Genomic DNA, 24,697 nt, shown 5'->3' with positions numbered 1-24,697 from the left:
GATCAGCCCTCGACGCTCGTCTCGGGGCGGTCGTGGCCGTCGGCGCGCTCGGTGATCCACTGGCCGTTGGTGTCTTCCCACTCGATGAAGGCGTCCTCGTCCGACACCTTCTGCTCACGCGAGGCGGCCACGGCGGCGGCGCGGGCGGCGTCATGGTTGGGGAAGGTCTCGGAATAGGTCTCCCCGAGCTTGTAGGCCCAGCCTCCGTCGTGTTCGACGATGCGATAGGTGATCTGGACCATGGGGGCTCCGGGGTTTGGGAGGGATGGGGCGTCGCGACAGCCAACGCGGCCATCCCGATGCGGTTGCGGGACCGTACGTCACCGCGCGTGAGGCGCCTAGCTTGACCGTCCGGGCGGAACTGTCGAGCCTCTCGGGCTCCGGTGAAGTAATTTTTGAGCGGTCGCATCCAGATCGCGGACCGGCGCCGACTATGGATTGAAAACGCGGGGTTCGGCCCCGCCCTTTGGACGACGACGATGGAAACCCTGTTCTTTCAGTTCTGGTGGTTGATCTTCCCGATTGGCTTCGGCCTGCTGGGCGCCTACAACAGTTTCCTGGGCTATCGCCGCCAGCGCGACGCCTTGAACCTGCTGAAGACCTATGCGGAAAAGGGACAGGAGCCGCCGGCGGCCCTGCTGGAAGTCCTCCAGCGCCCCCTGGATGAGGACGGCTGGGATGGCAAGTCGCCAGGCAAACGCCAGCCGACCAACTACTGGTCCCTGTTCGGCCTGTTCACCGCGCTGAGCCTTGGCTTCCTCGGCGCCAGTCAACTGACGAGCATGGACGGCGATACGGACGCCTTCATGGTGGTGGCCTTCGTCATGGGCGCGGTGGCCATCTGGGCCCTGATCAGCGCCCTGACCTGCCGCCGGGATCGGTGAGCGCGAGGGCCGGGGGGAGGCTGAATCGTGCAGGGGGCGCCGACCGACGCCGAGCTGGTGCGCCGCGCGCTTGCCGGTTCGGACGCGGCCTTCTCGCGGCTGGTCGAGCGGCATCAGGCGGCGGTGCGCGCCTTCGTGCGCCGCTTTCTGGGCAGCGGCTGGGCCGAGGCGGACGATGTGGCGCAGGACGCCTTCGTCGCCGCCTGGTCGTCGCTGCGTACGCTGAAGGACCCGGCTGGCGTCCGCTCGTGGCTGTGCGGCATCGCCTGGCGCAAGGCGCAGGATCGAGTTCGCGGCGCCCGGCGCGGCGCGGCGCGGGATTCAGGCTGGCTGGAGACAATCGAGGTCCCGGCGGGCGTCTCGCCGGAGGAGAAGCTGGCCCTGCAGGCGGCCATGGCCGAACTGCCGACGGATGTGCGGGCCTGCGTGGCCCTGTGCCTGGGCGACGGCTGGTCGCACGGCGAGGCCTCGGAGACGCTGGGCTTGCCTCTGGGCACGGTGAAGTCCCATGTTGCCCGGGGTCGGGCGCGACTGCTGAAAGCGCTCGGAGGTTCCGATGACGCCTGAACAGAAACTGGCCGCCCTGTTCGCCGCCGAGGCTCCGCCCCGGCGCGATTATGCGTTCCAGATCGCCGTGGCCGAGCGGATCGCAAAGCGCCGCGCCTGGCTGACCGTCGCGGCCCTGCTGCCGTGGCTGGTGGTCTCGGGCATAGTCCTGTGGGCCCTGCACCCGGTGCTGGAGCGGATGTCGGGCGAGCTGGCGCCGATGATCCAGCCGGTGGCGTTCGTTCTGGGCGGAGCCGTGGTCGCGGCGGGCGTGGGCCTGTGGCTGACCAGCGCGCTTCAGCGCAGCGTGACGGTCGCCGCAACGCCGAAGTGATCGGACGGGTACTCCCCGTTCACTGGCGTATTGCCCAGCAGCGACCATGAGCCCGGCGCGAAATGCGCCGCTTCGACGAAGACATGGTCGATCACCCGGTTCGGATGGCCCTTGGCGGGATTGAGCGTGGTCGGGACCGCGTCGCGGGGCAGGGCGCTGAAGAATCGCTCGCCGGTCAGGGTGTTCAGCCCGGCGTCCGCCTGCACCGCATTGAAGTCGCCCATGACCACCAGCGGCGTTCCGTCGTTCGGCAGCCAGCCCATCAAATCCGCGATCTGCCGCGCCCGCACGGTCTGGGCGTCCTCCTGCCAGGCCAGATGGGTGTTCACGACATCCACCGGCGTTCCGGCTACATCGACCCGCAGGCGCAGGGCCGTGCGGTAGTCCTCCAGCGGCTCCAGCTTGCGTGATCCATCGGCCAGAATCGGCAAGCGGGTCAGGATCGCATTGCCATACCGGCGCGGCGCGCCTTCCGCGTCGGTCGAGACGAACCGCATCTGATAGCCGCCGAGCGCGTCGGCCAGCGTGCGGGCCTGATTGGGCAGGCCGACATTGGCGTCCTCCAGCACCTCCTGCAGGGCGATGACGTCGGCGTCGGCGGCGCGCACGGCCTCGATCAGCAGCGACTGCCGGGCGGCCCAGTCGCCCATGTTGTGCCAGATGTTGAAGGTGGCCAGCTTCAGTTGGCGGGCGCCGCCGGTCGGCAGGGTGGCGCATCCGGCCAAGGGCGCGACGGCCAATCCGGAGGCGAGGCCGGCGATCAGGCTACGGCGGTCCAGCATGGCGATCCCTCCCGGTTTCCCGACGCTTTAGCCCGCTTCGCCCGCCTTACGAAAGTTTCACGCGATAGCCCGCATCCATAGCGCCGTGTGACCGCCTCTTGTCGTCAGAAGGCCGAAACGTCACGCTTCGGTCACCAGGATCAAAGGGGACTCCTCATGGATATGACGCCCATCCTCATCGTCGGGATCATCTTCGGCACGCTCACGGCCATTGTCTTTGGCCCCATCTACCTGAAATTCCGCGAGAAGCGGGAAATGCAGGAAACCCTGCGCCACGCCATCGACAAGGGTCAGGAACTGCCGGCGGAAGTCATCGACGCCCTGACCAAGGACGTCTCGCGTCGGCTGCCGTCGCGCACCAAGGACATCCGCACCGGCATCATCTGGCTGGCGGTCGGCATCGGTCTCGCCGCCTTCGGCCTGATCACCGGCAGCAGCTTCGGCAATGACTGGGACGGCAACCACATTGACGCCGGCCTGCTGGGCATTTCGGCGATCCCGACCACCATCGGTCTGGCCTTCATCGCCCTGAGCTTCTTCAACCCGAACAAGGACTGAGTCGGCTCGGGACAGGGGGAAACACATGGCCCAGGCCCTGGTTGACCGGCACGATGTCGAGCTCGCCGCCCAGGCGGCGGCGGGCGGACGTCGGGAGTTCGGCGAACTGGTTCGTCGGCACGGCTCCGCCGTCCGCGGCCTGCTGCGCCGGATGGGGGCCCAGCCCTCGCTGGCGGACGATATCGCGCAGGACGCCTTTATTCAGGCCTTTGAGCGCTGCGCGGAGTTCCGGGGCGAAGGCACCTTCGCCGCCTGGGTGAAGCGGATCGCGGCGCGGCTGTACATCAAGCGGGCCGCCAAGGAAGCCCGCTATGTCGCGGAAGTCGAAACGGAAGAGACCGTCTCCGCCCCCGATCCGGGCGGGCTGATGGATCTCGACGAAGCCCTGAAAACCTTGAGCGAGCCGGAGCGGCTGTGCGTCTCCCTGTGCCACGGCGCCGGGATGGCCCATCCGGAGATCGCGACGGCCCTGAATTTGCCACTCGGTACGGTGAAGTCTCATGTCAAACGTGGTCTGGATAAACTCCGCGCGCGGCTCCAACCCGCTCAAACCCTGGGGAGAACACAGCATGTCGGCTGATGAGTTCGATCCCGCCATCGAGCGGCTGTTCGCCCGTTCTCCCGCCTTGCCGGACGCGGCCCTGTTCACCGCCACGGTGGAGCGGCGGCTGCAGAAGGGCTCGCGCGTCCGGGTCTTCGTGCTCGGCGTGGCGGGCGTGGTCGGCGGCGTGGTCGCGGCGCGCGAGATGCTGACCATCAACTTCAGCACCGAAGGCGGGTCCGTGCCGACGGCGGCGATGGGGCAGGGGCTGGAGGCGGTGTCCTTCAACGCCCAGGCCGCCATCCAGTCGGGTCTTGATCAGGTCGGCCTGGGCAACATCGCCTTCGGCTCCATGAACGGGATGCAGATGTTCTGGATCGCCGCAGGGGCGCTGATCGCCGTGGCCGCCGCGGGGGTTGTGCGGCTGTCCCAGGAAGTGTGACGTGACGGTGAGGCGCCGGGGGCCTATCTAGGGTCTTCCCCGAACCGGAGCCTCACCGATGTCCAGCCAGAAGCAGGAAACCGTCCGCCGCCTCGCCGCGCCGGACATCCGGGCCCGCAAGGGCGGGGAGCCTCTCGTCTGCCTGACCGCCTACGACGCGCCCACCGCTGAAATCCTCGATGCCCATTGCGACCTGTTGCTGGTCGGGGACAGCGTCGGCATGGCGGTGCACGGCATGCCCAACACCGTCGGCGTCACCCTCGAGATGATGATTCTCCACGGTCAGGCCGTCATGCGCGGCTCGAAGCGGGCCATGGTGGTCATCGACATGCCGTTCGGCAGCTACGAAGGCGCCAAGGAAGTCGCCTACGAGAACTGCGCGCGGGTGATGAAGGAAACCGGCGCCCAGGCGGTGAAGCTGGAAAGCGGCCCGACCGTCGCCGAGACCATCGCCTATCTGGTCCAGCGAGGCATTCCGGTCATGGGCCATGTCGGCCTGCGTCCGCAGGCGGTGCTGACCGACGGCGCCTTCAAGGCCAAGGGCCGCACCGAGGAAGAGCGGCTGCGCGTCATCGCAGAGGCCGAGGCCACCGCGGACGCCGGCGCCTTCTGTGTGGTCATCGAGGGTGTGGCCGAGGGGCTGGCCCGCGACATCACCGAGGCCATCGACAAACCCACCGTCGGCATCGGCGCCTCGGCGGCCTGCGACGGGCAGATTCTGGTGGTGTCGGACATGCTGGGCCTGTTCGACTGGACCCCGAAATTCGTGCGCCGCTACGCGGATCTGCGCGGCGAGATCGACAAGGCCGTCGCCGGCTATGCCGCGGACGTCCGGAGCCGCCGTTTTCCTGCCGAAGTCGAGACCTACTTCTCGAAAAAGCCGGTCGCGCAGTAAAGCCTGCGTTGCGGGGGCGTGGCTGACCGATTAGGGTCCCGCCGGATTGAAATTCAACGGCTCTAGTCGCCGTTCTCTGGGGGCGATTGTCCGTGTCTGATGTCTTCGAGCAGGTCGAGGAGGAGCTTCGCTCCGAGCGCTACAAGCGTCTGGCCCGCACCTGGCTGCCCGTCGTGGGCGGTGTTCTGCTGGTCGCCCTGATCGCCGCCCTGGCGTGGTGGGGCTGGCAGTCGATGGAAACCTCGAAGGCCGACAAGGCTTCGATCGCCTATGAGCGTGGTCTGGAAGCCCTGCAGTCGAACAACCCGGTCGGTGCGGACGCCGCCTTCGCCCAGGCCGTCAAGGAAGGCAACGGCGCCTACAAGGCCATGGCCCTGCAGCAACGCGCGGGCATCGCCCTGGACGCCGGTCGCGACGCCGAGGCCCTGGCCTTCCACGACGAGGCCGCCAAGGCTTCGCGTGATCCGCTGATCGCCGACGCCGCCGCCTTCAAGGCTCTGCTGCTGGCCATGGACATGGAGTCGCTGGAGCAGGTTCAGGCCCGCGCCAAGGCCCTGACCGGCGACAAGCGTCCGTTCGCGGCCTTCGCCCGTGAAGCAGAGGCTCTGGCCCTGCTACAACACGGCAAGGTGGCCGAGGCCAAGGACATGCTGGCGATCCTGAAGAACGACCTGGACACCCCGCAGGCCGTCAGCCGTCGCGCCGAGCTGGCGATCGACGCCATCGATTCGGGCGGCGCCGCCAATATCCAGGCGATCACCCGCCAGATGGCGACCGCCGCGGCCGCCGCCGCCGCGGCTCCCGCCCCGGCCCAAGGTCAGGCGCAAGCTCCGTCCGCGCCGCAAGCCGCACCCCAACAGCCCGCCGCTCCGGCCCGCCCGTGATTCCGGCTCCCAGGACGTTCGCCATGAACCGTGTGCTTAAAGTCGCCCTGCTGTGCGGGCTCGCCCTGACCGTCGCCTCGTGCGGCACCGTGCGTCGCTCGCTGCCGTTCGGCCTCGGCGGTCGGGACGCCCCGGGCGCCACCGCCACCGAAGGCCAGCGTATCTCGGTGCTGGAGTTCGAACAGCAACTGGCCCCGTCGGCCGCCCTTTCCGGTCGTGACTTCTTCGTCCCGGGTCCGCAGGCCGCCGTGGCCTGGACCCAGCCGGGCGGCAACGCCGACAACGCCATCGAGCACGTGATCGGCGCGGTGGACTTCCAGATCGGCTGGCGTCGGAGCATCGGCGCCGGCTCGTCGCGCACGCGCCAGGTGATGGCGCCCATCGTGGCCGACAGCGGCCGCGTCTTCGTCCTGGACGGCGAAGCCACCGTCTCGGCGGTCGACGCCTCCAGCGGGTCAATCAGTTGGAAGACCAACATCAAGCCTGACGAGCGCGAAGGCCGTCGCGGTTTCTTCGGCATCGGCGGCTCCTCGACCGGCGGCGGTTTCGGCGGCGGCGTCGCCGTGGGCGGCGGCAAGGTCTTCGTGTCCTCGGGCTATCGCACCGTGACCGCCCTGGACCAGAACACCGGCGCCGTCCTGTGGACCACCCCGGTGGACGTGCCGATCCACGGCGCCCCGACGGTGGCGGGCGGCCGCGTCTTCGTGGTCGATGTTGAAAACCAGATATTCGCCTTCGACGTGGCGACCGGCGCCCAGACCTGGTCGTATCGCGGCATCCCCGAGCCCGCCCGCATCATGCGCGCGTCCAGCCCGGCGGTTGTCGGCGACACGGTCATCGCGCCGTTCTCGTCGGGTGAAGTGACCGCGCTGCGCGCCTCGACCGGCCAGTCGCTGTGGACCCAGACCCTGTCGCGCACCAGCCGCACCAGCGCCCTGTCGGAAATCCGTGACATCGCCGGTCGCCCCGTGGTCAGCCGCGGCATCGTCTACGCCGTCGCCCACTCGGGCGTTCTGTCGGCCATGGACATCCGCTCGGGCCAGCCCAAGTGGCAACTGCCGATCGCCGGCGTGAACGCGCCCCTGCCGGTCGGCGACGTGGTCTATGTCGTGTCCAAGGATGGCGAACTGACCGTCATCAACCGCGAGAGCGGTCAGGTCTACTGGACCCGCGACCTGAACGAAGGCCGCGTGCACCAGGAAGGTGGATTCCTCGGCTTCTGGGATCGCACCGTGGTTCCGGAATGGTCGGGTCCGCTGCTGGCCTCGAACCGACTGCTGCTGGTCAACTCCATGGGCGAACTGGTCGCCCTGGATCCGAAGACCGGCGCCCAGACCGCAACCCTGAAACTGGGCGCTGCGTCCTTCATCGCTCCGGCCGCCTACAACGGCTCGGTCTATGTGCTCACCGACAAGGGCGATCTGATCAGCATTCGCTGACGGAATCCCTCGAACTGCGTTAGAAGGCCGACATGGCTCTCAAAGTCGCCATCGTCGGCCGCCCCAATGTGGGCAAGTCGACACTATTCAACCGCCTCGTCGGCAAGCGCCTCGCGCTGGTCGATGATCGGCCCGGCGTGACCCGCGACCGGCGCTACGCCGACGGCAACATCGGCGACATGGATCTGACGCTGATCGACACGGCGGGTTACGAGGACGTCACCGACGAGAGTCTCGAGGCCCGGATGCGTGAGCAGACCGAGGCGGCCATCGAGGACGCCGAAGTCATCATGTTCATGATGGACGCGCGCGAGGGTGTGACCGCGCTGGACCGCATCTTCGCCGACCGGCTGCGCAAGGTGCACAAGCCGATCATCCTGCTGGCCAACAAGTCCGAGAGCCGCGAGAGCGGCGGCGGCGTCGGCGAGGCCCACGCGCTGGGCTTCGGCGAGCCGGTGGCCATCTCCGCCGAGCACGGCGAGGGCATGGCGGACCTGTACCAGGCCATCCTCGCGGCCTCGGCCGACATCTTCATCGAAGAGGTCGAGGAGGCCGACAAGCCGATCCGCATCGCCGTCATCGGCCGTCCGAATGCGGGTAAGTCGACGCTTGTCAACTATCTGCTGGGCGAGGACCGCCTGCTGGTGGGGCCGGAAGCCGGGATCACCCGCGACTCCATCTCGGTCGACTGGGAATACGAAGGCCGTCCGATCCGCTTCGTCGACACCGCCGGCATGCGCCGCAAGGCGCGGGTTCAGGAGAAGCTGGAAAAGCTGTCCGTCGCCGACACCATCCGCGCGATCACCTTCGCCGAGGTGGTCATCCTGATGATGGACAAGGACAACGCCTTCGACATCCAGGACCTGCAACTGGCCGATCTGGTCGAGCGGGAAGGGCGCGCGCTGATCTATGTCGCGTCCAAGTGGGACCTGGAGGAAGAGCCCCAGTCCCGCATGGCCAAACTCAAGACCATGGCTGAGGACAAGCTGCCCCAGCTGAAGGGCACGCCCTTCGTGGCCCTGTCGTCGCATTCGGGCCGGGGCGTCGAGCGCCTGATGCCCGCCGTGCTGAAGGCCTATGACACCTGGTCGGTCAAGGTGAAGACCAAGGACCTGAACACCTGGCTGTCCATGGCGACCCAGCGACATCCGCCGCCCGCCGTCGACGGCAAGCGTATCAAGCCCAAATACATCGCCCAGACCAAGGCCCGTCCGCCGACCTTCGTGCTCATGGCCAACCGCGCCGAGGCGATGCCGGACCACTACAAGCGCTATCTGGTCAATTCCATCCGCGAGAGCTTCGACCTGCCGGGCACCCCCATCCGCCTGACGGTCAAGTCGAGCGGCGTGAACCCCTATGCCGAGGGCGGCGCCAAGTCGGGACCGGAACGCTACAAGGGCGACGCCAAGACCGCGCCGCGCCGCGTGAAGAAGGCCAAGGAGGCCGAGGAGCGGCTGTCCAACCTGCCCGGCAAGGCGCTGGAGCAGAAGAAGACCCGCAAGCACCAGCCCAAGATCGTCTCGGGCGTGAAGGCCAGTTCGTCCAAGAAGGCCGGCTCCTCCATCGCCGTCCAGAAGGGCGCGCGGGGCGGGGCCCGTCAGGTGTCGCGCTCGGGCCGTATCCGCACCGGGCAAAAGGGCGGGGCGAAGAAGTAGGGGCGTCAACCCCGCTTCAGCCGCGCCAGCAACTCGTCCCGATACGACCGGCTGACCACCAACTCGGCGCCACTGTCCAGCGTCAGGCGCCACGCGCCGTCCGAGAGCGGCTTTAGCTCCCGGACCCGGGCGAGGTTCACCAGTGTCGAGCGGTGGCTGCGCGCGAAGCCGTGAGGCGCCAGGCGGGTCTCCAGCGTCTGCAACGTCTCGCGCAACAAACCCTCGCGGTCGCGCCAGTGGATGACGACGTAATTGGCCGCCGACGCGATCCACTCGACATCGGCGACATCGACCGGGACCCGGCCCTGGCCCAAGGTGACCATCAGCCGCTCGCTAGACGGGGGCTGCGTCCGGCGGGTCTCGGCGAGGGCGGCGGAGAGCGCGTCCATCTCGGCTTTCTGGCGGAGGACGCGGCGCCAGTGGGCCGCCGCCAGCCCCGCCGCGCACAGGGCGGTGTAGAGCAACAGGGCCACCGGCAGGCGGTCGATGACACGGGCCGCGATCTCGACCCAGGTCCAGTACGCACCCCTGAAGGCGCCGTCCACGGCGGTCGCGGCCCAGGCGGACAGGCCGATGGCGAGCGGGGCCAGCGCGGTCAGCACCCCGATCCCCCGCCACTCCGCCCCGAACCGGCGCAATACACCCCAGACCAGCAGCCCGCTGACCACGGTCGGCGAATAGAGCAGGGCGGCCCACAGCAGGGAGGTCCCGAAGGCGGAGTCATGGTCCCGGCGCAGGAACCACGCCGCCGACAGGGTGGTGGCTCCATAGCTGTAGGCCGCGAACAGACCCAGCCCGAGACTGAACGGAACGCTCCGCATCAGGCCGCGACCGGGCGGAGGCCCCGCCGGTTCCGGATCACCAGCACGGCGATCCAGATCACGGTCAGGGTCTGGAACAGCAGCGTCGGCCAGAGGGCGCTCCATGGGGCGGGGACGAAACGAAGGAAGTTGCCGGAGAAGGCGCTCAGCACCGCTGAGTAGGCGCCGATCATCTTCCACAGATGCTCATACCGCCACAACTCGGGACTAAAGGGCCAGTCGGTCGGGCGCAGGAAGCGCCAGATGTCCCACAGGCTCATGCTCATCAGCCCATAGACCAGCGCCATCGACACCGCCGCCGGACCGACGCTGCGCCCTGTCAGCACCTGCCACAGCACCAGCAGGCCGACCGCCGCGATCCCGAGCGTGACCAGCCAGTCCAGCGCCTTGGCCCGATCCGCGCGTCTCAGGTCCGGCCGCTTGCGCCCCAGTACCCGCAGGCCCGAGAACAGGGTCAGGCTCGCCGAGGCCGACAGCGCCAGCAGATAGGTATTCATCTTCAACGCCGTCATCACCCAGGCGCAGGCCAGCAGCATCGCCATGCAGGCGGCGAAGATCCGCCCGGTCAGGCGATGGGCGCGCCCGCCCTTGCGGGTCAGGACCGGGGCGATCCCGATCAGGACGGCGCCGAGGCCGGTGGCGATGTGAAGGGCGAGGACGGTGGGATAGATGGACATGCCGTCATCACGGCTGCCAGCCCGTCCTCATTCAACGTCGCCGGGACGGGATGCGGCCCTGCGGGACGAATGTCAGACCAGCGCCGACGGCTGCGGGCCCGCGTTCCATTCCTTGAAGCTGACCGTCAGCGGCGGCTCCAGGTCCGGGCGGGCCAGTTCGACGATCAGCGGGCCGATGGCCGAAGGATGGATGTTCTGCTGCGGATCCTCGCCCGGATAGGCTTGGGCGCGCATCTGGGTGCGCATCCGGCCCGGATCGAGGATGGCGACGCGGATCGGCATGGATTCGATCTCGTCGGCCCAGCATTTCATCAGGGCCTCGGCGCCCGCCTTGGTCGCCGCATAGGCGCCCCAGAAGGCTCGCGGGACCGTGGCCACGCTGGTGGTCAGGTGGATCACGCGAGCGGCGTCCGACGACTTCAGCAGCGGCTCCAGCGAGCGGATCAGGCGATAGACGGCGGTGAAATTGGTCTTCTCGATCTTGGCGAAGCCGCGCGGGTCAGCGTTCGACACCGGCGTCAGGCCCTCGGCGCCCATGGTGGCGGCGGCGTGGACCCAGATGTCCAGCTTGCCGAAGCGTTCGTACAGGGCGCCGCCCATCCGATCGATGGCGCCGCCGTCGACCAGATCGAACGGGATCAGGGTGGCGTGCTGGCCGGTGGCGGCGAAGACGGCGTCGTCAAGCTCTTCCAGACCGCCCTGGGTGCGGCCGGTGGCGATCACATGGGCGCCCGCCTTGGCCAGGGCGAGGGCGCTTTCATAACCGATGCCGCGTGAAGCCCCGACGACGAGAGCGATACGGTCTTTCAGGGGAAGGTCGGAAGTCATGCCGCGCTGATAGCGCGGCGTCGGCAGGACCGGAAGCGAAACCGGCGATCAGTACCCCGCGGCGGGCGACCACAGGCTGAAGCTGATACCCTGATCGTCGCAGACCACGACCGAACGGCCCGAGGGGCTGTCGGACGGGATGGCCGCCTTGCCGCCCAGCTCGACCACGCGGGCGCACAGGGCGTCCACGTCCTCGACGCGAAAGTAAAGGTGGCTGAAGTCCTTGGCCCGCTCGACCTTGGTGAAGCCGAAGGCCGGATCGCTGTCCGCCACATGGGCATAGGTCGGGCCGGAGGCGGCCTCATCGAACCGCCAGCCGAACAGGGCGCCGTAGAAGACCTTGGCCTTCCCGATATCGAGGGTGTCGACGGTGAAGTAGCCGAGCTGGACCATGCGGTCCTAAGCGCTCACCAGCAGGGAAAGTTGCCGGGTGTTGTCCTCGCGACCGCCTTCCTCGATTTCACGGTCCAGCAGACGGGTCGGATAGTCTCCCGTGAAATAGTGGTCCGTGAACTGGGGAGCGCGCGGGTCACGCGGGCCGGCCTCCATGGCGCCGTACAGGCCGTCGACCGACAGGAAGCCCAGCGAGTCGACTTCCAGATAGGCGCGCATCTCTTCCAGCGTCTTGTTGGCGGCGATCAGCTGGTCCCGCTCCGGCATGTCGATGCCGTAGAAGTCCGGGTACAGGATCGGCGGCGAGGCCGAGCGCAGGTGGACCTCCTTGGCCCCCGCCGCGCGGACGGCGCGCACCAGCTTCACCGAGGTGGTGCCGCGCACGATGGAGTCGTCGATCAGCACCACACGCTTGCCGGCCAGAACCTCGCGGTTCGGGCTGTGCTTCATTCGCACGCCCTTCTGGCGGGCGCCCTGGCTGGGCTGGATGAAGGTGCGGCCCAGATAGTGGCTGCGGATGATCCCCATCTCGTAGGGGATGCCGCTTTCCTGCGCATAGCCGAGGGCGGCGGGCACGCCGGAGTCCGGTACCGGCACGACCACATCGGCCTCGATCGGATACTCGCGGGCCAGGCCGCGGCCCATGCGCTTGCGGACCTCATAGACCGACTTGCCGTTCACGACGCTGTCGGGACGGGCGAAGTAGACATACTCGAACAGGCAGGGGCGGGCGGCCTTCTCGGGGAAGGGCTTCACCGAGCGCAGGCCGTCGTGGTCGATCACGATGACCTCGCCGTTCTCGACGTCTCGCACGAAGGTGGCGCCGATGGTGTCCAGCGCACAGGTCTCGGACGCCAGCACCCAGGCGTCGCCCAGACGGCCCAGCACCAGCGGACGGATGCCCAGCGGGTCGCGGGCGCCGATCATCTTCGAACGGGTCTGGCAGACCAGGGCGTAGCCGCCCTCGATGCGGCCGATGGCGTCGATGAAGCGATCGACGATCTTGGCCTTCCGGCTGCGGGCGATCAGGTGGAGGATCACCTCGGAGTCCGAGGTCGACTGGAAGATGGCGCCTTCCGAGACCAGCTGGCTATGCAGGTATTTGAAGTTGGTCAGGTTGCCGTTGTGGGCGATGGCGATGCCGCCCTGGTCCAGATCGGCGAACATCGGCTGGATGTTGCGCAGGAAGCTCCCGCCGGCGGTGGAGTAGCGGGTGTGGCCCACGGCCGCTGAACCCGGCATGCGCTCGGCCAGATTGGCGCCGCCAAAGGCTTCGCCGACCAGACCCATGTGGCGCTCGGTGTAGAAGCGGGCGTCGTGGACGCTGGCAATGCCGCAGGCTTCCTGACCGCGGTGCTGCAGGGCGTGCAGACCCAGAGCGACGATGGAGGAGGCTTCGTCCTCGTCCGCGCCCCAGACGCCGCAGACCCCGCATTCCAGGCGCGGACGGTCGTCGTCGGCGTCACGGTGATGCTCCCGGTGAACGACCGGGGCGGCGATGGAATGGTCGAGGCGGCTCATCGTGGGGCTCCGATGAAGCGGTAAGGACTCTAGCGTCGGGTGGACGGCGGCGAAGTATTGTCTGTTTGGGGCGAGGGCAAGGCTTCTTCGTCCGAAAATCCTTTGCTCACGGACGAAGAGACGATCGGGGTCAGGGCGTCCGCGCCCTTGCCGATGCCAGGCAGGATGATCTGGATGGCCCGGGCGGCGCCCGCGGTGAGCGGCCGGACGGCGGCCTCGCTCAGCCAGCGCGGGGTCTTTTCGCCCGGCAGGGCCGCGACGATGACCAGATGGATTGCGCCCAGCAGCACAAGGCCGCGCGCCGCGCCCACGAAGACGCCGACGACCCGGTCCACGCCGCCCAGCTGCGGATGCGCCTGCGCGCGCTTCGACAGGATCGAGCCGAAGATCCGGATGCCGAAATAGATGATCAGGAAGGACAGGATGGCAGCGAAGATGGTGCCGATCCAATCGACGTCGACCAGCATCCGCCCGATGGGGGCCGTCACCGGCAGGGCGATCAGGGCGATGAAAGCCGCCAGCACGAAGCTGAGCAGGGTGATGATCTCGCGCGTGCCGCCGCGCACCCAGCCGGCGGCGCCGGAGGCCAACAGAACCAGAATGGCGACGACGTCAAAACCGTTCATGCGCGCTCAAGACCCGGACGTTCGGTCCTCAATAGCGGTTTTGCGAGATTCGTTCGACGGCTTCGCTGAGCCGGCTGATGCCGGTGATCTTCACCCCCTTGTCCTTGACCGTCAGGACCGGGGACAGGGCCTGGTCGAAGCCCAGTTTCTGGGCCTCGCGCAGCCGCGCCTCGGCCCGGCCCACGGCGCGCAGTTCGCCGGACAGGCTGATCTCGCCGAAGACCACGCAGCCCTGCGGCAGGGGCATGTCCATCGCCGAGCTGATCAGGGCCGCCGCCGCCGCGAGGTCTGCCGCGGGCTCATTGATCCTCAGCCCGCCCGCCACGTTCAGATAGACGTCCTGATCGCCGAAGCCGATGCCGCAGCGCGCCTCCAGCACCGCCAGCACCATGGCCAGCCGTCCCGTGTCCCAACCCACGACCGCGCGGCGGGGCGTGCCATAGGCCGACTTGGACACCAGAGCCTGCATCTCGACCAGCACGGGGCGCGAGCCCTCAATGCCCGCGAACACCGCCGCGCCGGGCGCCCGATCCTTGCCCTCGCCGAGGAACAGGGCCGAGGGATTGCTGACCTCGCGCAGGCCGCTGTCGCCCATCTCGAACACGCCGATCTCGTCGGTCGCGCCGAAGCGGTTCTTGCCCGCGCGCAGGATGCGGAATGGATAGCCGCGCTCGCCCTCGAAGCTCAGCACGGCATCGACCATATGCTCGACCACGCGCGGTCCGGCGACCTGACCATCCTTGGTGACGTGGCCCACCAGCACGACCGCCGGGCCGCCCGACTTGGCCAGCCGCACCATCTCGCTGGCGCAGGCGCGGACCTGGGTCACCGAGCCCGGCCCGGCCTCATGGGCGTCGGACCACAGGGTCTGGATCGAGTCGACGATGACGATGTCGAACTTCTCGCGCTTCAGCGTGCCGAGGATCTCCCGCAGGGCCGTGGCCGAGGCCAGCTCGACGGGCGCCTTCTCGAACCCCATCCGGCGGGCCCGCGAGCGGATCTGCTCCACCGCCTCTTCGCCCGAGATATAGGCGACGCGGCGACCGGCGAGGGCGGCCTTGGCGGCGACCTCCAGAAGCAGGGTCGACTTGCCGACGCCGGGATCGCCGCTCAGCAGCAGGGCCGAGCCCGGAACCACGCCGCCGCCGCAGACCCGGTCGAATTCGGCCACGCCGGTGATGATGCGCGGCGGCTCGGGCGTGTCGGACTGCAGGGTCTCGAACTGCAGGCCGCGCGTTCGGCTGGTCGCGGCAGGCTTCAGCGCGCCCGGCGGGGCCGAGCGGCTTTCCTCGACGATGGAGTTCCACTGCCCGCAGGCGCTGCACTGCCCGGACCATTTGCCGTGCACCGCCCCGCAGGACTGACAGACGTAGATTGCATTATCTCTGGCCATGACGCTGGCTTAGCGCAGGCGGAGCCGTTCGGGCAGAGGGGCGGGAAGGGCGTACGTCCAAAAATGACGCATGCGGTTCAGCCGACGTAGAGCCTCGGAACCCGGGCAGTGATCGATGTCAGCAGCTCATAGCTGATCGTGCCCGCCGCCGCCGCCGCGTCATCGATCATCCGGTGGGCGCCGTACAGCTCGACCCTGTCGCCGACGGACACGTCCAGCCCGGTCACCTCCACCGCGCAGACGTCCATGGACACCCGCCCGCGAATGGGCCGGATTTCTCCGGCCACGAAGACCGCCCCATTGGGGCTGTAGGCGCGCAGCAGGCCGTCGGCATAGCCCGCCGCGCAGGTGGCGATCCGGGTGGGGCCTTCAGCCAGGAAGCCGCGCGAATAGCCGACCGTTTCACCCGCTGGCACCTCGCGCACCTGCAGCACCTCGGCCTCCAGCGTCGCGACCGCCCTGATGCGGGGATCGGGACGCCCCTCCGGCCCGCCGCCGTACAGGCAGATGCCGGGGCGCAGGGCGTCGAAGGCGTAGTCGGGACCCAGGAAGACCCCGCCCGAGTTGGCGAACGACCGCACGGCCCCCGGATAGCGCGCCGCCGCCGCCGCGAAGGCGTCGCGCTGGCGGGCGTTCATGGCTTCGCCGGGATCGTCCGAGCAGGCGAGGTGGCTCAGCACCAGTTCCAGCCCGTCGAACGGCTCGGGCGCGTCCTCGAGGCGGAAGCCCAGCCGGTTCATGCCGGTGTCGATCTGCAGGCCCGCCCCGCCGCCGTTCGCCTCGCGCCACTCGGCCAGTTGGGCGGGCGTGTTCAGCACGGGCCGCAGGCTCGCCGCCTTCAGCCGCCCGGCGTGGCCGGTCAGGCAGCCGTCCAGCACATAGATGGCTGGCTCGGCGCCCAAGGCCTGACGCAGGGCCTCGCCCTCGGCAGTGCGGGCCACGAAGAAGGTGCGCGCGCCCTCCGCCATCAGCCGCGTCCCGCAGGCGGCTGCGCCGAGACCATAGCTGTCGGCCTTCACCACCGGATGCACGGGCGCGCCGCCCACGGCCTGGAGGGTGTGGAAGTTCGCGGCGAGCGCGTTCAGGTCGATGGTCAGCGTGGCCGGGGAGGGCATGGCCGCCATCTAGGGGCGCCGCCTTGTGCGACGCAACAAGCGTTCCGCTCAGAGACGATCGAAAGCGAGGCCTTCGGCGTCGAACAGATGCGCCTGATCCGCCGGGACGGTCAGGCTCAGGCTCTCGCCGGCCTTGGGCCGCACTTCGCCGGGAAGTTGGATCGTCAGCGCCGCGTCGCCATAGGCGGCATAGGCGAAGGTGGCGTGGCCCAGGGTCTCAGCGAAGGTGACGACGGCCCTGATCGTGCCGGTCTTGCCGCCAGTCGCCAGATGTTCAGGCCGGATGCCCAGCGTGACAGCGTCTCCGGCCCGGGCGCTGGACGCGTCCACCGCGACCTTCAGCGTGTCGCCCTGCGCCGTCTTCACGGTCGCGCCCTTTTCCGTTGCCGTGACGATCTCGCCGGGGATCAGGTTCATCTTCGGGCTTCCGATGAATTCGGCCACGAACAGGTTGCGCGGATGTTCGTACAACTCCATCGGCGCGCCGACCTGCTCGATCACCCCGCCGTTCAGCACCACGATCCGGTCCGCCAGCGTCATCGCTTCGACCTGGTCGTGGGTGACATAGATCATCGTCGTCTTCAGCCGCTCATGCAGGCTGGCGAACTCGTAGCGCATGCGCACGCGTAGGGCGGCGTCCAGGTTCGATAGGGGCTCGTCGAACAGGAAGACCTCGGGTTCGCGCACGATGGCCCGGCCGATGGCGACGCGCTGGCGCTGGCCGCCAGACAGAGCCTTGGGCTTGCGGTCCAGATAGTCGGTGATGTTCAGCGTCTCGGCGGCGGCGCGCACCCGGCGGTCGATCTCCGCCTTGTCCGCCTTCGCAAGTTCCAGCCCGAAGGCCATGTTTTCATAGACGCTCATATGCGGATAGAGCGCATAGGACTGGAACACCATGGCGATGCCCCGGTCCGACGGCGACAGGTCGTTGACCTTGCGTCCGCCGATGGCGATCTCGCCACCGGAGGCCTCCTCCAGACCCGCGATGGTGCGCAGCAGGGTCGATTTTCCGCAGCCTGAAGGCCCGACGAAGACGACGAATTCGCCGTCCTGGATCTCCAGATCGATTCCCTTCAGCACCTCGGTCGTCCCGAACCGCTTGGTCACGCCGGTCAGCCGGACGTCCGCCATATTTCCTGCCCACAACGAGTTGATCCGCTCGCGGCGTTGCCCGCCGTCTGAGCTCTTCGCCGGACAGCGTAAACGGTTACAGCGCCGGATCAATGGTCGCAGGCAGGGTGACACTGTCGCGGATGCTGTTACAGATAATGAATGTCAGTCTCACCCGTGCTTCAGACCCTTCGTACGGCCACGGCCGAAATCCACACCGCCATCGAGACCGAGGCTGACGTTGAACGTCGCCTGCGCGATCTGGACGAACGGCCCGCCCTGGTGGCCCGCTTTCATGTGCTGCACAGCGCCGTCGAGGCGGCGGTGGCGCCGTGGCGAAAGCATTTCGAGGCCGGCGGCTATGATCCCGACCGCCGCTCCCTGCTGATCCTCGCCGGGCTGGAGGCCTTGGGCGTCCCGACGCCGCCGGGCGAGCCGGTTGTCGGCCTGCCGACCTATGGTGAAGCCATCGGCTGGGTCTACGTCGCGGAGGGCTCGATGCTGGGCGGCCGCGTCATGCAGAAGGCGATGGTCCGCGACGGCATCCCTCTGACGGGCCTTGAGTTTCTTGATCCGTGGGGCGATGAAACCGGATCGCGTTGGCATGCGTTCATGCGCGTGATGCACTCTGCGTGCGCCTCGGGGCGGGCGACGCCGGAGGACGTTTTGAAGGGCGGGCGTGACGCGTTCGATCTGGCCTTCCGACTGCTGGTTCCACCCGCCCGGTGAAGTTCGTGTGCATGACAGACGCCGTGGCGACCGAAGAGCGACTGGACCTGAACGGCTGCGACCGTGAGCCGATCCACATTCCGGAAGCGATCCAGCCCCACGGTCTGCTGCTCGTTCTTGATCCGCAGGACCTGAGGGTCCGCCGCGAAGCGGGCCGCATGACCCGCCTCACCGGCACGGAGAGCTGGATCGGCCGGTCGGTCGAGGACCTGCTGGGCGATCGGGTCACCACCCGACTGCGCGGCGCCGCCGGAATCGGTCAGGACGGGTTCGCCGGACGGTGGCGCGGCGTCGACGGGCTGGACTACGACGTCATCGCCCGAACCCATGACACCGGACTGATCATCGAGGTCGAGCAAAGCTCCCAGGGCGCCCAGCCGGGCATCGAACTGATCAGTCGTCTCGACGGCGCCGGCGCGGCGCTGGAGCGGGCCACAAGCGTTCGGGCGGTCTGCGAGCGGGCCGCCGAGGCCTTCCGCGCCCTGACCGGCTTCGACCGGGTCATGATCTACCGCTTCCTCGAGGACGAGGCCGGGCAGGTCGTGGCCGAGGCGCGCTCGTCCGAGGTCGAATCCTTCCAGAACCACCACTTCCCGGCCACCGACATCCCACGTCAGGCCCGCGCCCTCTATGTCCGCAATCCGGTGCGGGTGATTCCGGACTCCCGCTACCAGCCCGAGCCCCTGCGTCCCGCCGCGCCCGGCAAGCCGCTGGACATGAGCGACTGCGGTCTGCGCAGCGTCTCTCCGGTCCATCTGCAATACCTAAGCAATATGGGCGTCCGGGCCTCGGCCTCGGTCTCCATCATCATTGACGGCGAGCTGTGGGGGCTGGTGGCCTGCCACAGCGCCCGGCCGCAACTGCTGCCGTTCGAGCTGCGCATGGCGGCCACGACATTGGCGCGCGGCCTGGCCCGTCAGATCAAGGCCAAGGGCGACGCCGAGCTGTATCGCGAGCGCACCCGCCTGCGTCAGCTGGAGGACGAACTGATCGGCCATCTGCCGACGGATCGGGCGCTGGAGGAGTCCCTGGCCGCCAATGGACGCGATCTGGCTGATCTGACCGACGCCGACGGCGTGGCGGTCATCGGGGCGGGCGGCCAATACCGTTTCGGCGTCACCCCGCCCGAGGCCGCGATCACGGCCCTGGCCCAGTGGGTGGCGGACCAGCCGGGCCTGCGCCCGCTGGCGACCCACGCCCTGTCCCAACGCCGTCCCGAGGCGGCGAACTGGACCGAACAGGGCAGCGGCCTGCTGGGCGTCCATCTGCAGGGCGAGCGGCCGCTGACGATCCTGTGGTTCCGCGCCGAGATCGTCGAGACCGTCCGCTGGGCGGGCGATCCTTCAACCGCGAAGAAGGTCGGCGACAACGGCGTGTTGACGCCGCGCAACTCTTTCGAGGCCTGGTCCGAGACCGTGCGCGGCCGTTCGCGCCGCTGGACCCCGGCGCAGGTCGAATCCGTCATTCGCCTGCGTGACGCCCTGACCGACTTCGCCGCCGTCAGCCAGCTGCGCAATCTGAACCGCTCGCTTCAGGCCTCGCTCAGCGAGCGCGACCTGCGGCTGGAGCAACAGGAATTCCTGATCCGCGAGGTCAATCACCGCGTCCAGAACAGCCTGACCCTGGTCTCGTCCTTCCTCGGCCTGCAGGCCCGTCAGGCCGATCCGGAATCTCAGGCACAACTGCTCGAGGCCCGTCGCCGCGTCCGCGCGGTGTCGATGGTGCACAGCCGCCTCTATCGGGCCGAGGCCAGCTCAACGGTTGATCTGGCGCGCTATTTCGTCGAACTGATCGAGGATCTCGGGGCTTCGGTCGGCGCCGACTGGAGCGCCCAGCTGGAGCATGACCTGACCCCGGTCCAGGTCGAGGCGGGCAGGGCGGTGACCCTCGGCCTGATCCTGACCGAGCTGATCATCAACGCCCAGAAATACGCCTATGACGGTCGGCCCGGCCCGATCCGCATCCGCCTGTCGGAGGATGGTCAGTCGCTGCGCCTCGCGGTCGAGGACGCGGGCAAGGGCGGGCATCAGGCCGGCCAGGGGTTCGGCTCGATGATGATCGGCAGTCTGGTCACCCAGCTTGGCGGCCATCTCGACTATCGGGACGGCGACCCGGGCCTCCATGCGGTGCTGAAGGCCCCGATCGTCGCGACCGTCGACTGAGATCAGCCGCGCGGCTTGCCCTTGAAAGGGGGCTTGCCGCCGGGCTTCTTGAACCCGGGCTTGGGCTTGCCGGTCCACGGACGGTCACCGCTGGCGCCGCCTTCAGCGCGGGGTTGCCACGGCTTCTTGTCGCCCTTGGGCTTGTCCACCCACGCCTTCTTGCCTTCCGGCGTCGGGCCGTCCTTGGTGCGCTTCACCCACTTCGGCTTGGCGCCCGCGTCCTCGGACGGCGCGGCCTCGCGATCGGTGCGCGGCGCCCAGGGCTTCTTCGGCGCATCGCCCTCGGCGCGGTCCTCGCGGGCCTTCCACGGCTTGCGCGGGGCGTCGCCGTCCTGACGATCCTCACGCGGGGCCCATGGCTTCTTCGAGCCTTCGCCCTCGAAGCGCGGCTTGCGGAAGGGCTTGTCGCCACGGTCCGGACGATCACCTTGCGGCTTGTCCCACTTGCGCAGGCTCTTCTCGCCCGCGGCCGGAGCCACGGCGTCCTGGATGGTCACGCCCTCGTCGTTCGACTGGGCCATGGCGGCGCGGAACTTGGCCTCGGCGTCGGCGGTGATCTCGAACTTGGTCTCGCGGTCGAAGATCTTGATCGAGCCGACGTCGCGCTTGGTGACGTGGCCCAGACGGCAGATCAGCGGCAGCAGCCACTTGGGATCGGCGTTCTTCTCGCGGCCGATGTTGACGCGGAACCAGGTCATGTCGCCGCCGCGGGCGAAGTCGACCAGCGGGCCGTCCTTCTGGCCGCGCTCGTTGCGGCCGGTTTCTTGGGCGCGCTTCATGCGCTCGTCGTCCTGCACGTCCTCGGGCGGCGGCAGCTTCTCGCGGTACAGCCGGATCAGGGCGGCTGCCACGTGCTCGGGCGAGGTCCGCTCCAGCAGTTCCTTGCCCATGGCGATCGACTCTTCGTCGGCCTCGGCCATCAGGATCGGATCGGTCAGCATCCGCTCGTGATCCTTGGCGCGGATCTCGTCAGCGGACGGGGCGCCCGACCACTCGGCCTTGATGGAGGCCGAGTTCAACATCATCTCGACCTTGCGACGGCGCGTATGGCTGACCATCAGGACCGAGACGCCCTTCTTGCCCGCGCGGCCGGTGCGGCCCGAACGGTGCAGCAGGGTGGCCTTGTTGACCGGGATCTCGGCGTGGATGACCAGGCCCAGGTCCGGCAAATCCAGACCGCGCGCGGCGACGTCTGTGGCCACGCAGACGCGGGCGTGGCCGTCGCGCAGGGCCTGCAGGGCTTCCGAACGCAGCGACTGGGTCAGCTCGCCCGAAAGGCCGACCACCGAGAAGCCGCGCTCACGCAGGCTGGCGGTCAGATGCTTCACCCGCTCACGGGTGTTGGCGAACACCAGGGCGCCCGGGCTTTCGAAATAGCGCAGGACGTTGACGACGCCGTGCTCGATCTCGTGCGGGGCGATGCGGATCGCCTTGTATTCAATGTCGCCGTGCGAGGCGTTCTTGACCACGGTGTCGATGCGGAAGGCGTCGCGCTGATAGGTCTTGGCCAGTTCGGCGATGTCGCGCGCGATGGTGGCCGAGAACAGCAGAGTCCGACGCTCGGCCGGTGCCTGGTCGAGGATGAAGGTCAGGTCTTCCTGGAAGCCCATGTCCAGCATTTCGTCGGCCTCATCGAGGACGACGGCCTTCAGCTCGGACAGGTCCAGCGCGTCGCGCTCGATATGGTCCTTCAGGCGGCCAGGCGTGCCGACCACGATGGCGGCGCCGCGGTCCAGCACCCGGCGCTCTGCGCGCGGGTCCATGCCGCCGACGCAGGTGGCGATGCGGGCGCCGGTGTTGGCGTAGAGCCACTCCAATTCCTTGGACACCTGCAGGGCCAGTTCGCGGGTCGGGGCGATGACCAGGGCGACCGGGGCGGCGTTGTCGGCGAACCGCTCGGCGTCGCCCAGCAGGGTGTGAGCCAGCGCGAGACCGAAGGCGACCGTTTTGCCCGAGCCGGTCTGGGCGGAGACCAGCAGGTCACGGCCGGCTTCGGCCTCCAGCACGGCGGCCTGGACGGCGGTGGGCTCGGCATAGCCGCGTTCGGAAAGCGCTCGGTCGAGCGCGGGATGGCTGGCGGGGAAGGGCATGGGCAGGTCCGTAGGGCGCCAACGCGGCGCGCGCCAACCATTCGGCGGGCGAAGGGCGGGGCATGTGCGCTGCAATAAAGGCGGAAGCGCGACCCTGTACCACGGTTCTGCTGATTCCTGACATGACGTGTCTAGGTCGCTGACAAGCGGGGCGGGGCAGGCCAAGCTGGACCGATTGAGGGATCACCATGCTTCGCACCATTCTCGTCGCCACCACCGCCCTGACCGTGCTGACCGCGCCGGTCTTGGCCCAGACCATGCGCCCGGACACCCCGGCCGTCGGCGGCCAGACCGCGCGAGGCCCGGCCTCGACCCCGCCGGTGCAGACGGTTCCCGCGCAGAGCAGCGGCCAGGCGGGCAGACAAGCGCTTGAGGTTCTGCGCCCCGGCCAGTCGGTGCGTGGACGGCTGGAGCCCGGGGATGCGACCCTCAGCACGGGCGAGTACGCCGACAACTACAGCTTCGCCCTGCGTCGCGGCGAGACCTACGAACTGACCCTGTCGGGCACGGGCTTCGACCCCTATCTGATCGTGCGCGGCCCGGGCGGGCTGAGCGAGGACAACGACGACGATCCGGCGGCGCGCGGCTCGCGCGACAGCCGCATCCATTTCACCGCCCCGGCGGACGGCGAGGCCACGGTCGCGGCGACCAGCTATCAGTCGGGTGAGACGGGCGCCTACACCCTGCGCCTGACCACCGGCGGCGCGGCTCCGGCCGCCTCCCAGGCGACGGCGGCGCCGGCCGGTTCGATCCGGCTGGGCCAGTCGGTATCGAGCGCGCTGGAATCGGGCGACGACACCCTGGCCAGCGGCGAGTTCATCGACGCTTACAGCTTCGCCGGTCGGCGCGGACAGCAACTGGACATCCGTCTCAGCTCCAGCGCCTTCGATCCCTATGCCGCGGTCACCGGGCCGAACGGCTTCTCGGAATACAATGACGATGACGCGACCGCCGAGGGCTCGCGCGACAGCCGCCTGCTGGTCACCCTACCGGCGGACGGCGACTACGTCATCTCGGCCACCAGCTATGCGTCGGGCGAGCGGGGAGCCTATCGCCTGTCCGTCGAGGACGGGGCCGGGGCGGGCAAGCCGCCGTCCATGGCCGTCGCTCCGGCTGAACAAGCCTCGCCCGGCGGCGCGATCCAGATCGGCCAGACCGTCGGCGGCGCCCTGACCCCGGGCGACGACACCCTCGACAGCGGCGAATATTTCGACCTCTACACCTTCACTGGTCGGCGTGGGGATCGGGTGGCGGTCCAACTGACCTCCTCGGCCTTCGACGCCTACACCATCGTCCGCACGCCCTCGGGCGAGCAGTTCGACAATGACGACGGCGAGGACGGCACCGACAGCCGGCAGCAGATCATCCTGCCGGAAGACGGCGAGTACCAGGTGCAGGTCACCTCCTTCCGCCCCGGCGAGACCGGCTCCTACCGCTTCACCGTCGAGCCGGGCCGCGAGTCGGCGCGTCAGGCCACCGCCCCGGGCGGACCGCGCATCCATGCGGTCATGGTCGGGGTCTCCGACTACGCCGGAACGGCCAACAACCTGTCCTTCACCGATGAGGACGCCCGCAAACTGGCCGAGACCCTGCAGCGCGAGGGCTCGCTGAATGAGGCCAGCGTTGTCCTGACCAACGCCGAGGCCACCGTGGAGGGCGTCCGCTCGGCCTTCGCCCGCGTCGCCGCCCAGGCCCGGCCGGATGACGTCTTCCTGTTCTTCTTCTCGGGTCACGGCAACCAGACCGAGGTCCCGGTCAGCGGCGTCGAGCCGGACGGCAAGAGCGAAGCCATCGTCCTGCGCGACGGCGAGATCAGCGATGTCGAGATGGGCGAACTCTTCGCGGGCCTCGACACCCGGCTGGCCCTACTGGTGATCGATTCCTGCTTCTCGGGCGGCTTCGCGCGCAACGTCGTCGACCGCCCAGGCGTCATGGGTCTGTTCAGTTCCGAAGAGGACCTGACCAGCGCCGTGGCCGACAAGTTCCGCGCCGGAGGCTATCTGTCCCACTTCCTGCGCGAGGGCCTGTCGGGCGAGGCGGACCTGGACGGCGACCGCCTGGTCACGGCGGGCGAACTGTCCACCTACCTGCGCCGCCAGTTCCGCACCGAGGTCGAGGACGTCGAATCGGAAACCCAGGACGGCCAGCGCAACTACCAGAACCTGGTCATCGACCGCGGCGGCGTTCAGGTCGACGACGTGATCGTTCGGTTGCCGGTGGAGGCGTCAGGCGGGTGATGTGGATTTTCAAGAAGCAACTGCTCCCGGCCAGC

General features: G+C 68.8%; 25 protein-coding genes. 13 read left to right on the top strand and 12 right to left on the bottom strand.

The genetic code is table 11. The annotated features are described in order from the left end of the window. Window positions 1–2 precede the first annotated feature (2 nt). Entirely contained in the window at window positions 3–242 is a 240-nt protein-coding gene (locus ACTIEF_RS05825) for a DUF2188 domain-containing protein (RefSeq protein WP_439471244.1), read from the bottom strand. Window positions 243–479: 237 nt separating this feature from the next. Here ACTIEF_RS05825 and ACTIEF_RS05820 point away from each other — a divergent pair, with 237 nt between their 5' ends. The 3 genes from ACTIEF_RS05820 to ACTIEF_RS05810 are packed head-to-tail and all read left to right on the top strand — an operon-like array spanning window position 480 to window position 1,764. Further along, complete coding sequence (locus tag ACTIEF_RS05820; protein ID WP_439471243.1) at window positions 480–884, top strand: hypothetical protein; 405 nt, start codon at window positions 480–482, stop codon at window positions 882–884. 27 nt (window positions 885–911) lie between these two features. Beyond that, window positions 912–1,451, top strand: coding sequence for an RNA polymerase sigma factor (locus ACTIEF_RS05815; RefSeq protein ID WP_439471242.1), 540 nt, complete (start codon window positions 912–914; stop codon window positions 1,449–1,451). Next, window positions 1,441–1,764: a hypothetical protein gene (locus tag ACTIEF_RS05810; protein ID WP_439471241.1), complete on the top strand. Its 324-nt coding sequence runs from the start codon at window positions 1,441–1,443 to the stop codon at window positions 1,762–1,764. The genes ACTIEF_RS05815 and ACTIEF_RS05810 overlap by 11 nt, the downstream gene beginning before the upstream one ends. Here the strand turns inward: ACTIEF_RS05810 and ACTIEF_RS05805 are convergent. After that, window positions 1,728–2,546, bottom strand: coding sequence for an endonuclease/exonuclease/phosphatase family protein (locus ACTIEF_RS05805; protein WP_439471240.1), 819 nt, complete (start codon window positions 2,544–2,546; stop codon window positions 1,728–1,730). The two genes, ACTIEF_RS05810 and ACTIEF_RS05805, sit on opposite strands and share 37 nt — an antisense overlap. Window positions 2,547–2,702: 156 nt before the next feature. On the opposite strand from ACTIEF_RS05805, the gene ACTIEF_RS05800 reads away from it, so the two are divergent. The 7 genes from ACTIEF_RS05800 to der all read left to right on the top strand — a co-directional run bounded on the left by ACTIEF_RS05800 (window position 2,703) and on the right by der (window position 8,960). After that, complete coding sequence (locus ACTIEF_RS05800) at window positions 2,703–3,104, top strand: DUF6249 domain-containing protein (protein ID WP_439471239.1); 402 nt, start codon at window positions 2,703–2,705, stop codon at window positions 3,102–3,104. Between the two features lie 25 nt (window positions 3,105–3,129). Further along, window positions 3,130–3,684, top strand: coding sequence for an RNA polymerase sigma factor (locus tag ACTIEF_RS05795; RefSeq protein WP_439471238.1), 555 nt, complete (start codon window positions 3,130–3,132; stop codon window positions 3,682–3,684). After that, window positions 3,674–4,087, top strand: coding sequence for a hypothetical protein (locus ACTIEF_RS05790; RefSeq protein WP_439471237.1), 414 nt, complete (start codon window positions 3,674–3,676; stop codon window positions 4,085–4,087). Before ACTIEF_RS05795 ends, ACTIEF_RS05790 begins: the two co-directional genes overlap by 11 nt. 58 nt (window positions 4,088–4,145) lie before the next feature. Continuing rightward, window positions 4,146–4,982 (top strand): 3-methyl-2-oxobutanoate hydroxymethyltransferase, encoded by an 837-nt coding sequence (gene panB, locus ACTIEF_RS05785; RefSeq protein ID WP_439471236.1) that lies wholly within the window; start codon window positions 4,146–4,148, stop codon window positions 4,980–4,982. A 92-nt stretch (window positions 4,983–5,074) separates the two neighbouring features. Next, the gene (locus ACTIEF_RS05780) at window positions 5,075–5,866 is read left to right on the top strand and encodes a tetratricopeptide repeat protein (protein ID WP_439471235.1); all 792 of its coding nucleotides are present in this window, start codon (window positions 5,075–5,077) and stop codon (window positions 5,864–5,866) included. A 23-nt stretch (window positions 5,867–5,889) separates the two neighbouring features. Continuing rightward, window positions 5,890–7,305, top strand: coding sequence for an outer membrane protein assembly factor BamB family protein (locus ACTIEF_RS05775; RefSeq protein WP_439471234.1), 1,416 nt, complete (start codon window positions 5,890–5,892; stop codon window positions 7,303–7,305). Between the two features lie 32 nt (window positions 7,306–7,337). Continuing rightward, complete coding sequence (der, locus tag ACTIEF_RS05770) at window positions 7,338–8,960, top strand: ribosome biogenesis GTPase Der (protein WP_439471233.1); 1,623 nt, start codon at window positions 7,338–7,340, stop codon at window positions 8,958–8,960. 5 nt (window positions 8,961–8,965) lie between these two features. Here der and ACTIEF_RS05765 read toward each other — a convergent pair whose 3' ends face one another. From ACTIEF_RS05765 to ACTIEF_RS05725, 9 genes are all read right to left on the bottom strand, one after another. Beyond that, complete coding sequence (locus tag ACTIEF_RS05765; RefSeq protein ID WP_439471232.1) at window positions 8,966–9,781, bottom strand: LytTR family DNA-binding domain-containing protein; 816 nt, start codon at window positions 9,779–9,781, stop codon at window positions 8,966–8,968. After that, window positions 9,781–10,458 (bottom strand): hypothetical protein, encoded by a 678-nt coding sequence (locus tag ACTIEF_RS05760; protein WP_439471231.1) that lies wholly within the window; start codon window positions 10,456–10,458, stop codon window positions 9,781–9,783. Before ACTIEF_RS05760 ends, ACTIEF_RS05765 begins: the two co-directional genes overlap by 1 nt. Window positions 10,459–10,530: 72 nt before the next feature. After that, a complete protein-coding gene (locus ACTIEF_RS05755; RefSeq protein WP_439471230.1) occupies window positions 10,531–11,286 on the bottom strand; it encodes an SDR family NAD(P)-dependent oxidoreductase in 756 nt (251 codons plus the stop codon). Window positions 11,287–11,334: 48 nt separating this feature from the next. After that, window positions 11,335–11,679 (bottom strand): VOC family protein, encoded by a 345-nt coding sequence (locus ACTIEF_RS05750; RefSeq protein ID WP_439471229.1) that lies wholly within the window; start codon window positions 11,677–11,679, stop codon window positions 11,335–11,337. Between the two features lie 6 nt (window positions 11,680–11,685). Further along, window positions 11,686–13,200 carry an amidophosphoribosyltransferase gene (gene purF, locus ACTIEF_RS05745; RefSeq protein ID WP_439471228.1) on the bottom strand — a complete coding sequence of 505 codons (1,515 nt, stop codon included), beginning with the start codon at window positions 13,198–13,200 and terminating at the stop codon, window positions 11,686–11,688. 29 nt (window positions 13,201–13,229) lie between these two features. Beyond that, window positions 13,230–13,826 (bottom strand): CvpA family protein, encoded by a 597-nt coding sequence (locus ACTIEF_RS05740; protein WP_439471227.1) that lies wholly within the window; start codon window positions 13,824–13,826, stop codon window positions 13,230–13,232. A 28-nt stretch (window positions 13,827–13,854) separates the two neighbouring features. Continuing rightward, on the bottom strand, window positions 13,855–15,219 hold the full coding sequence (radA, locus tag ACTIEF_RS05735) for a DNA repair protein RadA (RefSeq protein ID WP_439471226.1): 1,365 nt from the start codon (window positions 15,217–15,219) through the stop codon (window positions 13,855–13,857). A gap of 77 nt (window positions 15,220–15,296) precedes the next feature. Further along, window positions 15,297–16,334: an alanine racemase gene (alr, locus tag ACTIEF_RS05730; protein WP_439471225.1), complete on the bottom strand. Its 1,038-nt coding sequence runs from the start codon at window positions 16,332–16,334 to the stop codon at window positions 15,297–15,299. A 48-nt stretch (window positions 16,335–16,382) separates the two neighbouring features. Then, window positions 16,383–17,465, bottom strand: coding sequence for an ABC transporter ATP-binding protein (locus tag ACTIEF_RS05725; RefSeq protein ID WP_439471224.1), 1,083 nt, complete (start codon window positions 17,463–17,465; stop codon window positions 16,383–16,385). Window positions 17,466–17,606: 141 nt separating this feature from the next. Between ACTIEF_RS05725 and ACTIEF_RS05720 the strand changes: the two genes are divergently transcribed. Together ACTIEF_RS05720 and ACTIEF_RS05715 are read left to right on the top strand one after the other, a co-directional pair. After that, a complete protein-coding gene (locus tag ACTIEF_RS05720) occupies window positions 17,607–18,173 on the top strand; it encodes a biliverdin-producing heme oxygenase (RefSeq protein ID WP_439471223.1) in 567 nt (188 codons plus the stop codon). 11 nt (window positions 18,174–18,184) lie between these two features. Beyond that, complete coding sequence (locus tag ACTIEF_RS05715; protein WP_439471222.1) at window positions 18,185–20,335, top strand: histidine kinase dimerization/phosphoacceptor domain -containing protein; 2,151 nt, start codon at window positions 18,185–18,187, stop codon at window positions 20,333–20,335. 2 nt (window positions 20,336–20,337) lie between these two features. On the opposite strand, the gene ACTIEF_RS05710 is transcribed toward ACTIEF_RS05715, so the two are convergent. Beyond that, the gene (locus ACTIEF_RS05710) at window positions 20,338–22,425 is read right to left on the bottom strand and encodes a DEAD/DEAH box helicase (RefSeq protein ID WP_439471221.1); all 2,088 of its coding nucleotides are present in this window, start codon (window positions 22,423–22,425) and stop codon (window positions 20,338–20,340) included. Between the two features lie 188 nt (window positions 22,426–22,613). Here ACTIEF_RS05710 and ACTIEF_RS05705 point away from each other — a divergent pair, with 188 nt between their 5' ends. Continuing rightward, window positions 22,614–24,662 (top strand): pre-peptidase C-terminal domain-containing protein, encoded by a 2,049-nt coding sequence (locus ACTIEF_RS05705; protein WP_439471220.1) that lies wholly within the window; start codon window positions 22,614–22,616, stop codon window positions 24,660–24,662. Window positions 24,663–24,697: the final 35 nt, after the last annotated feature.

Origin of the sequence: Brevundimonas sp., assembly GCF_051858995.1 — a bacterium.
Classification (GTDB): Bacteria; Pseudomonadota; Alphaproteobacteria; order Caulobacterales; family Caulobacteraceae; genus Brevundimonas.
This window is presented reverse-complemented; position numbering and strand designations above follow the sequence as displayed.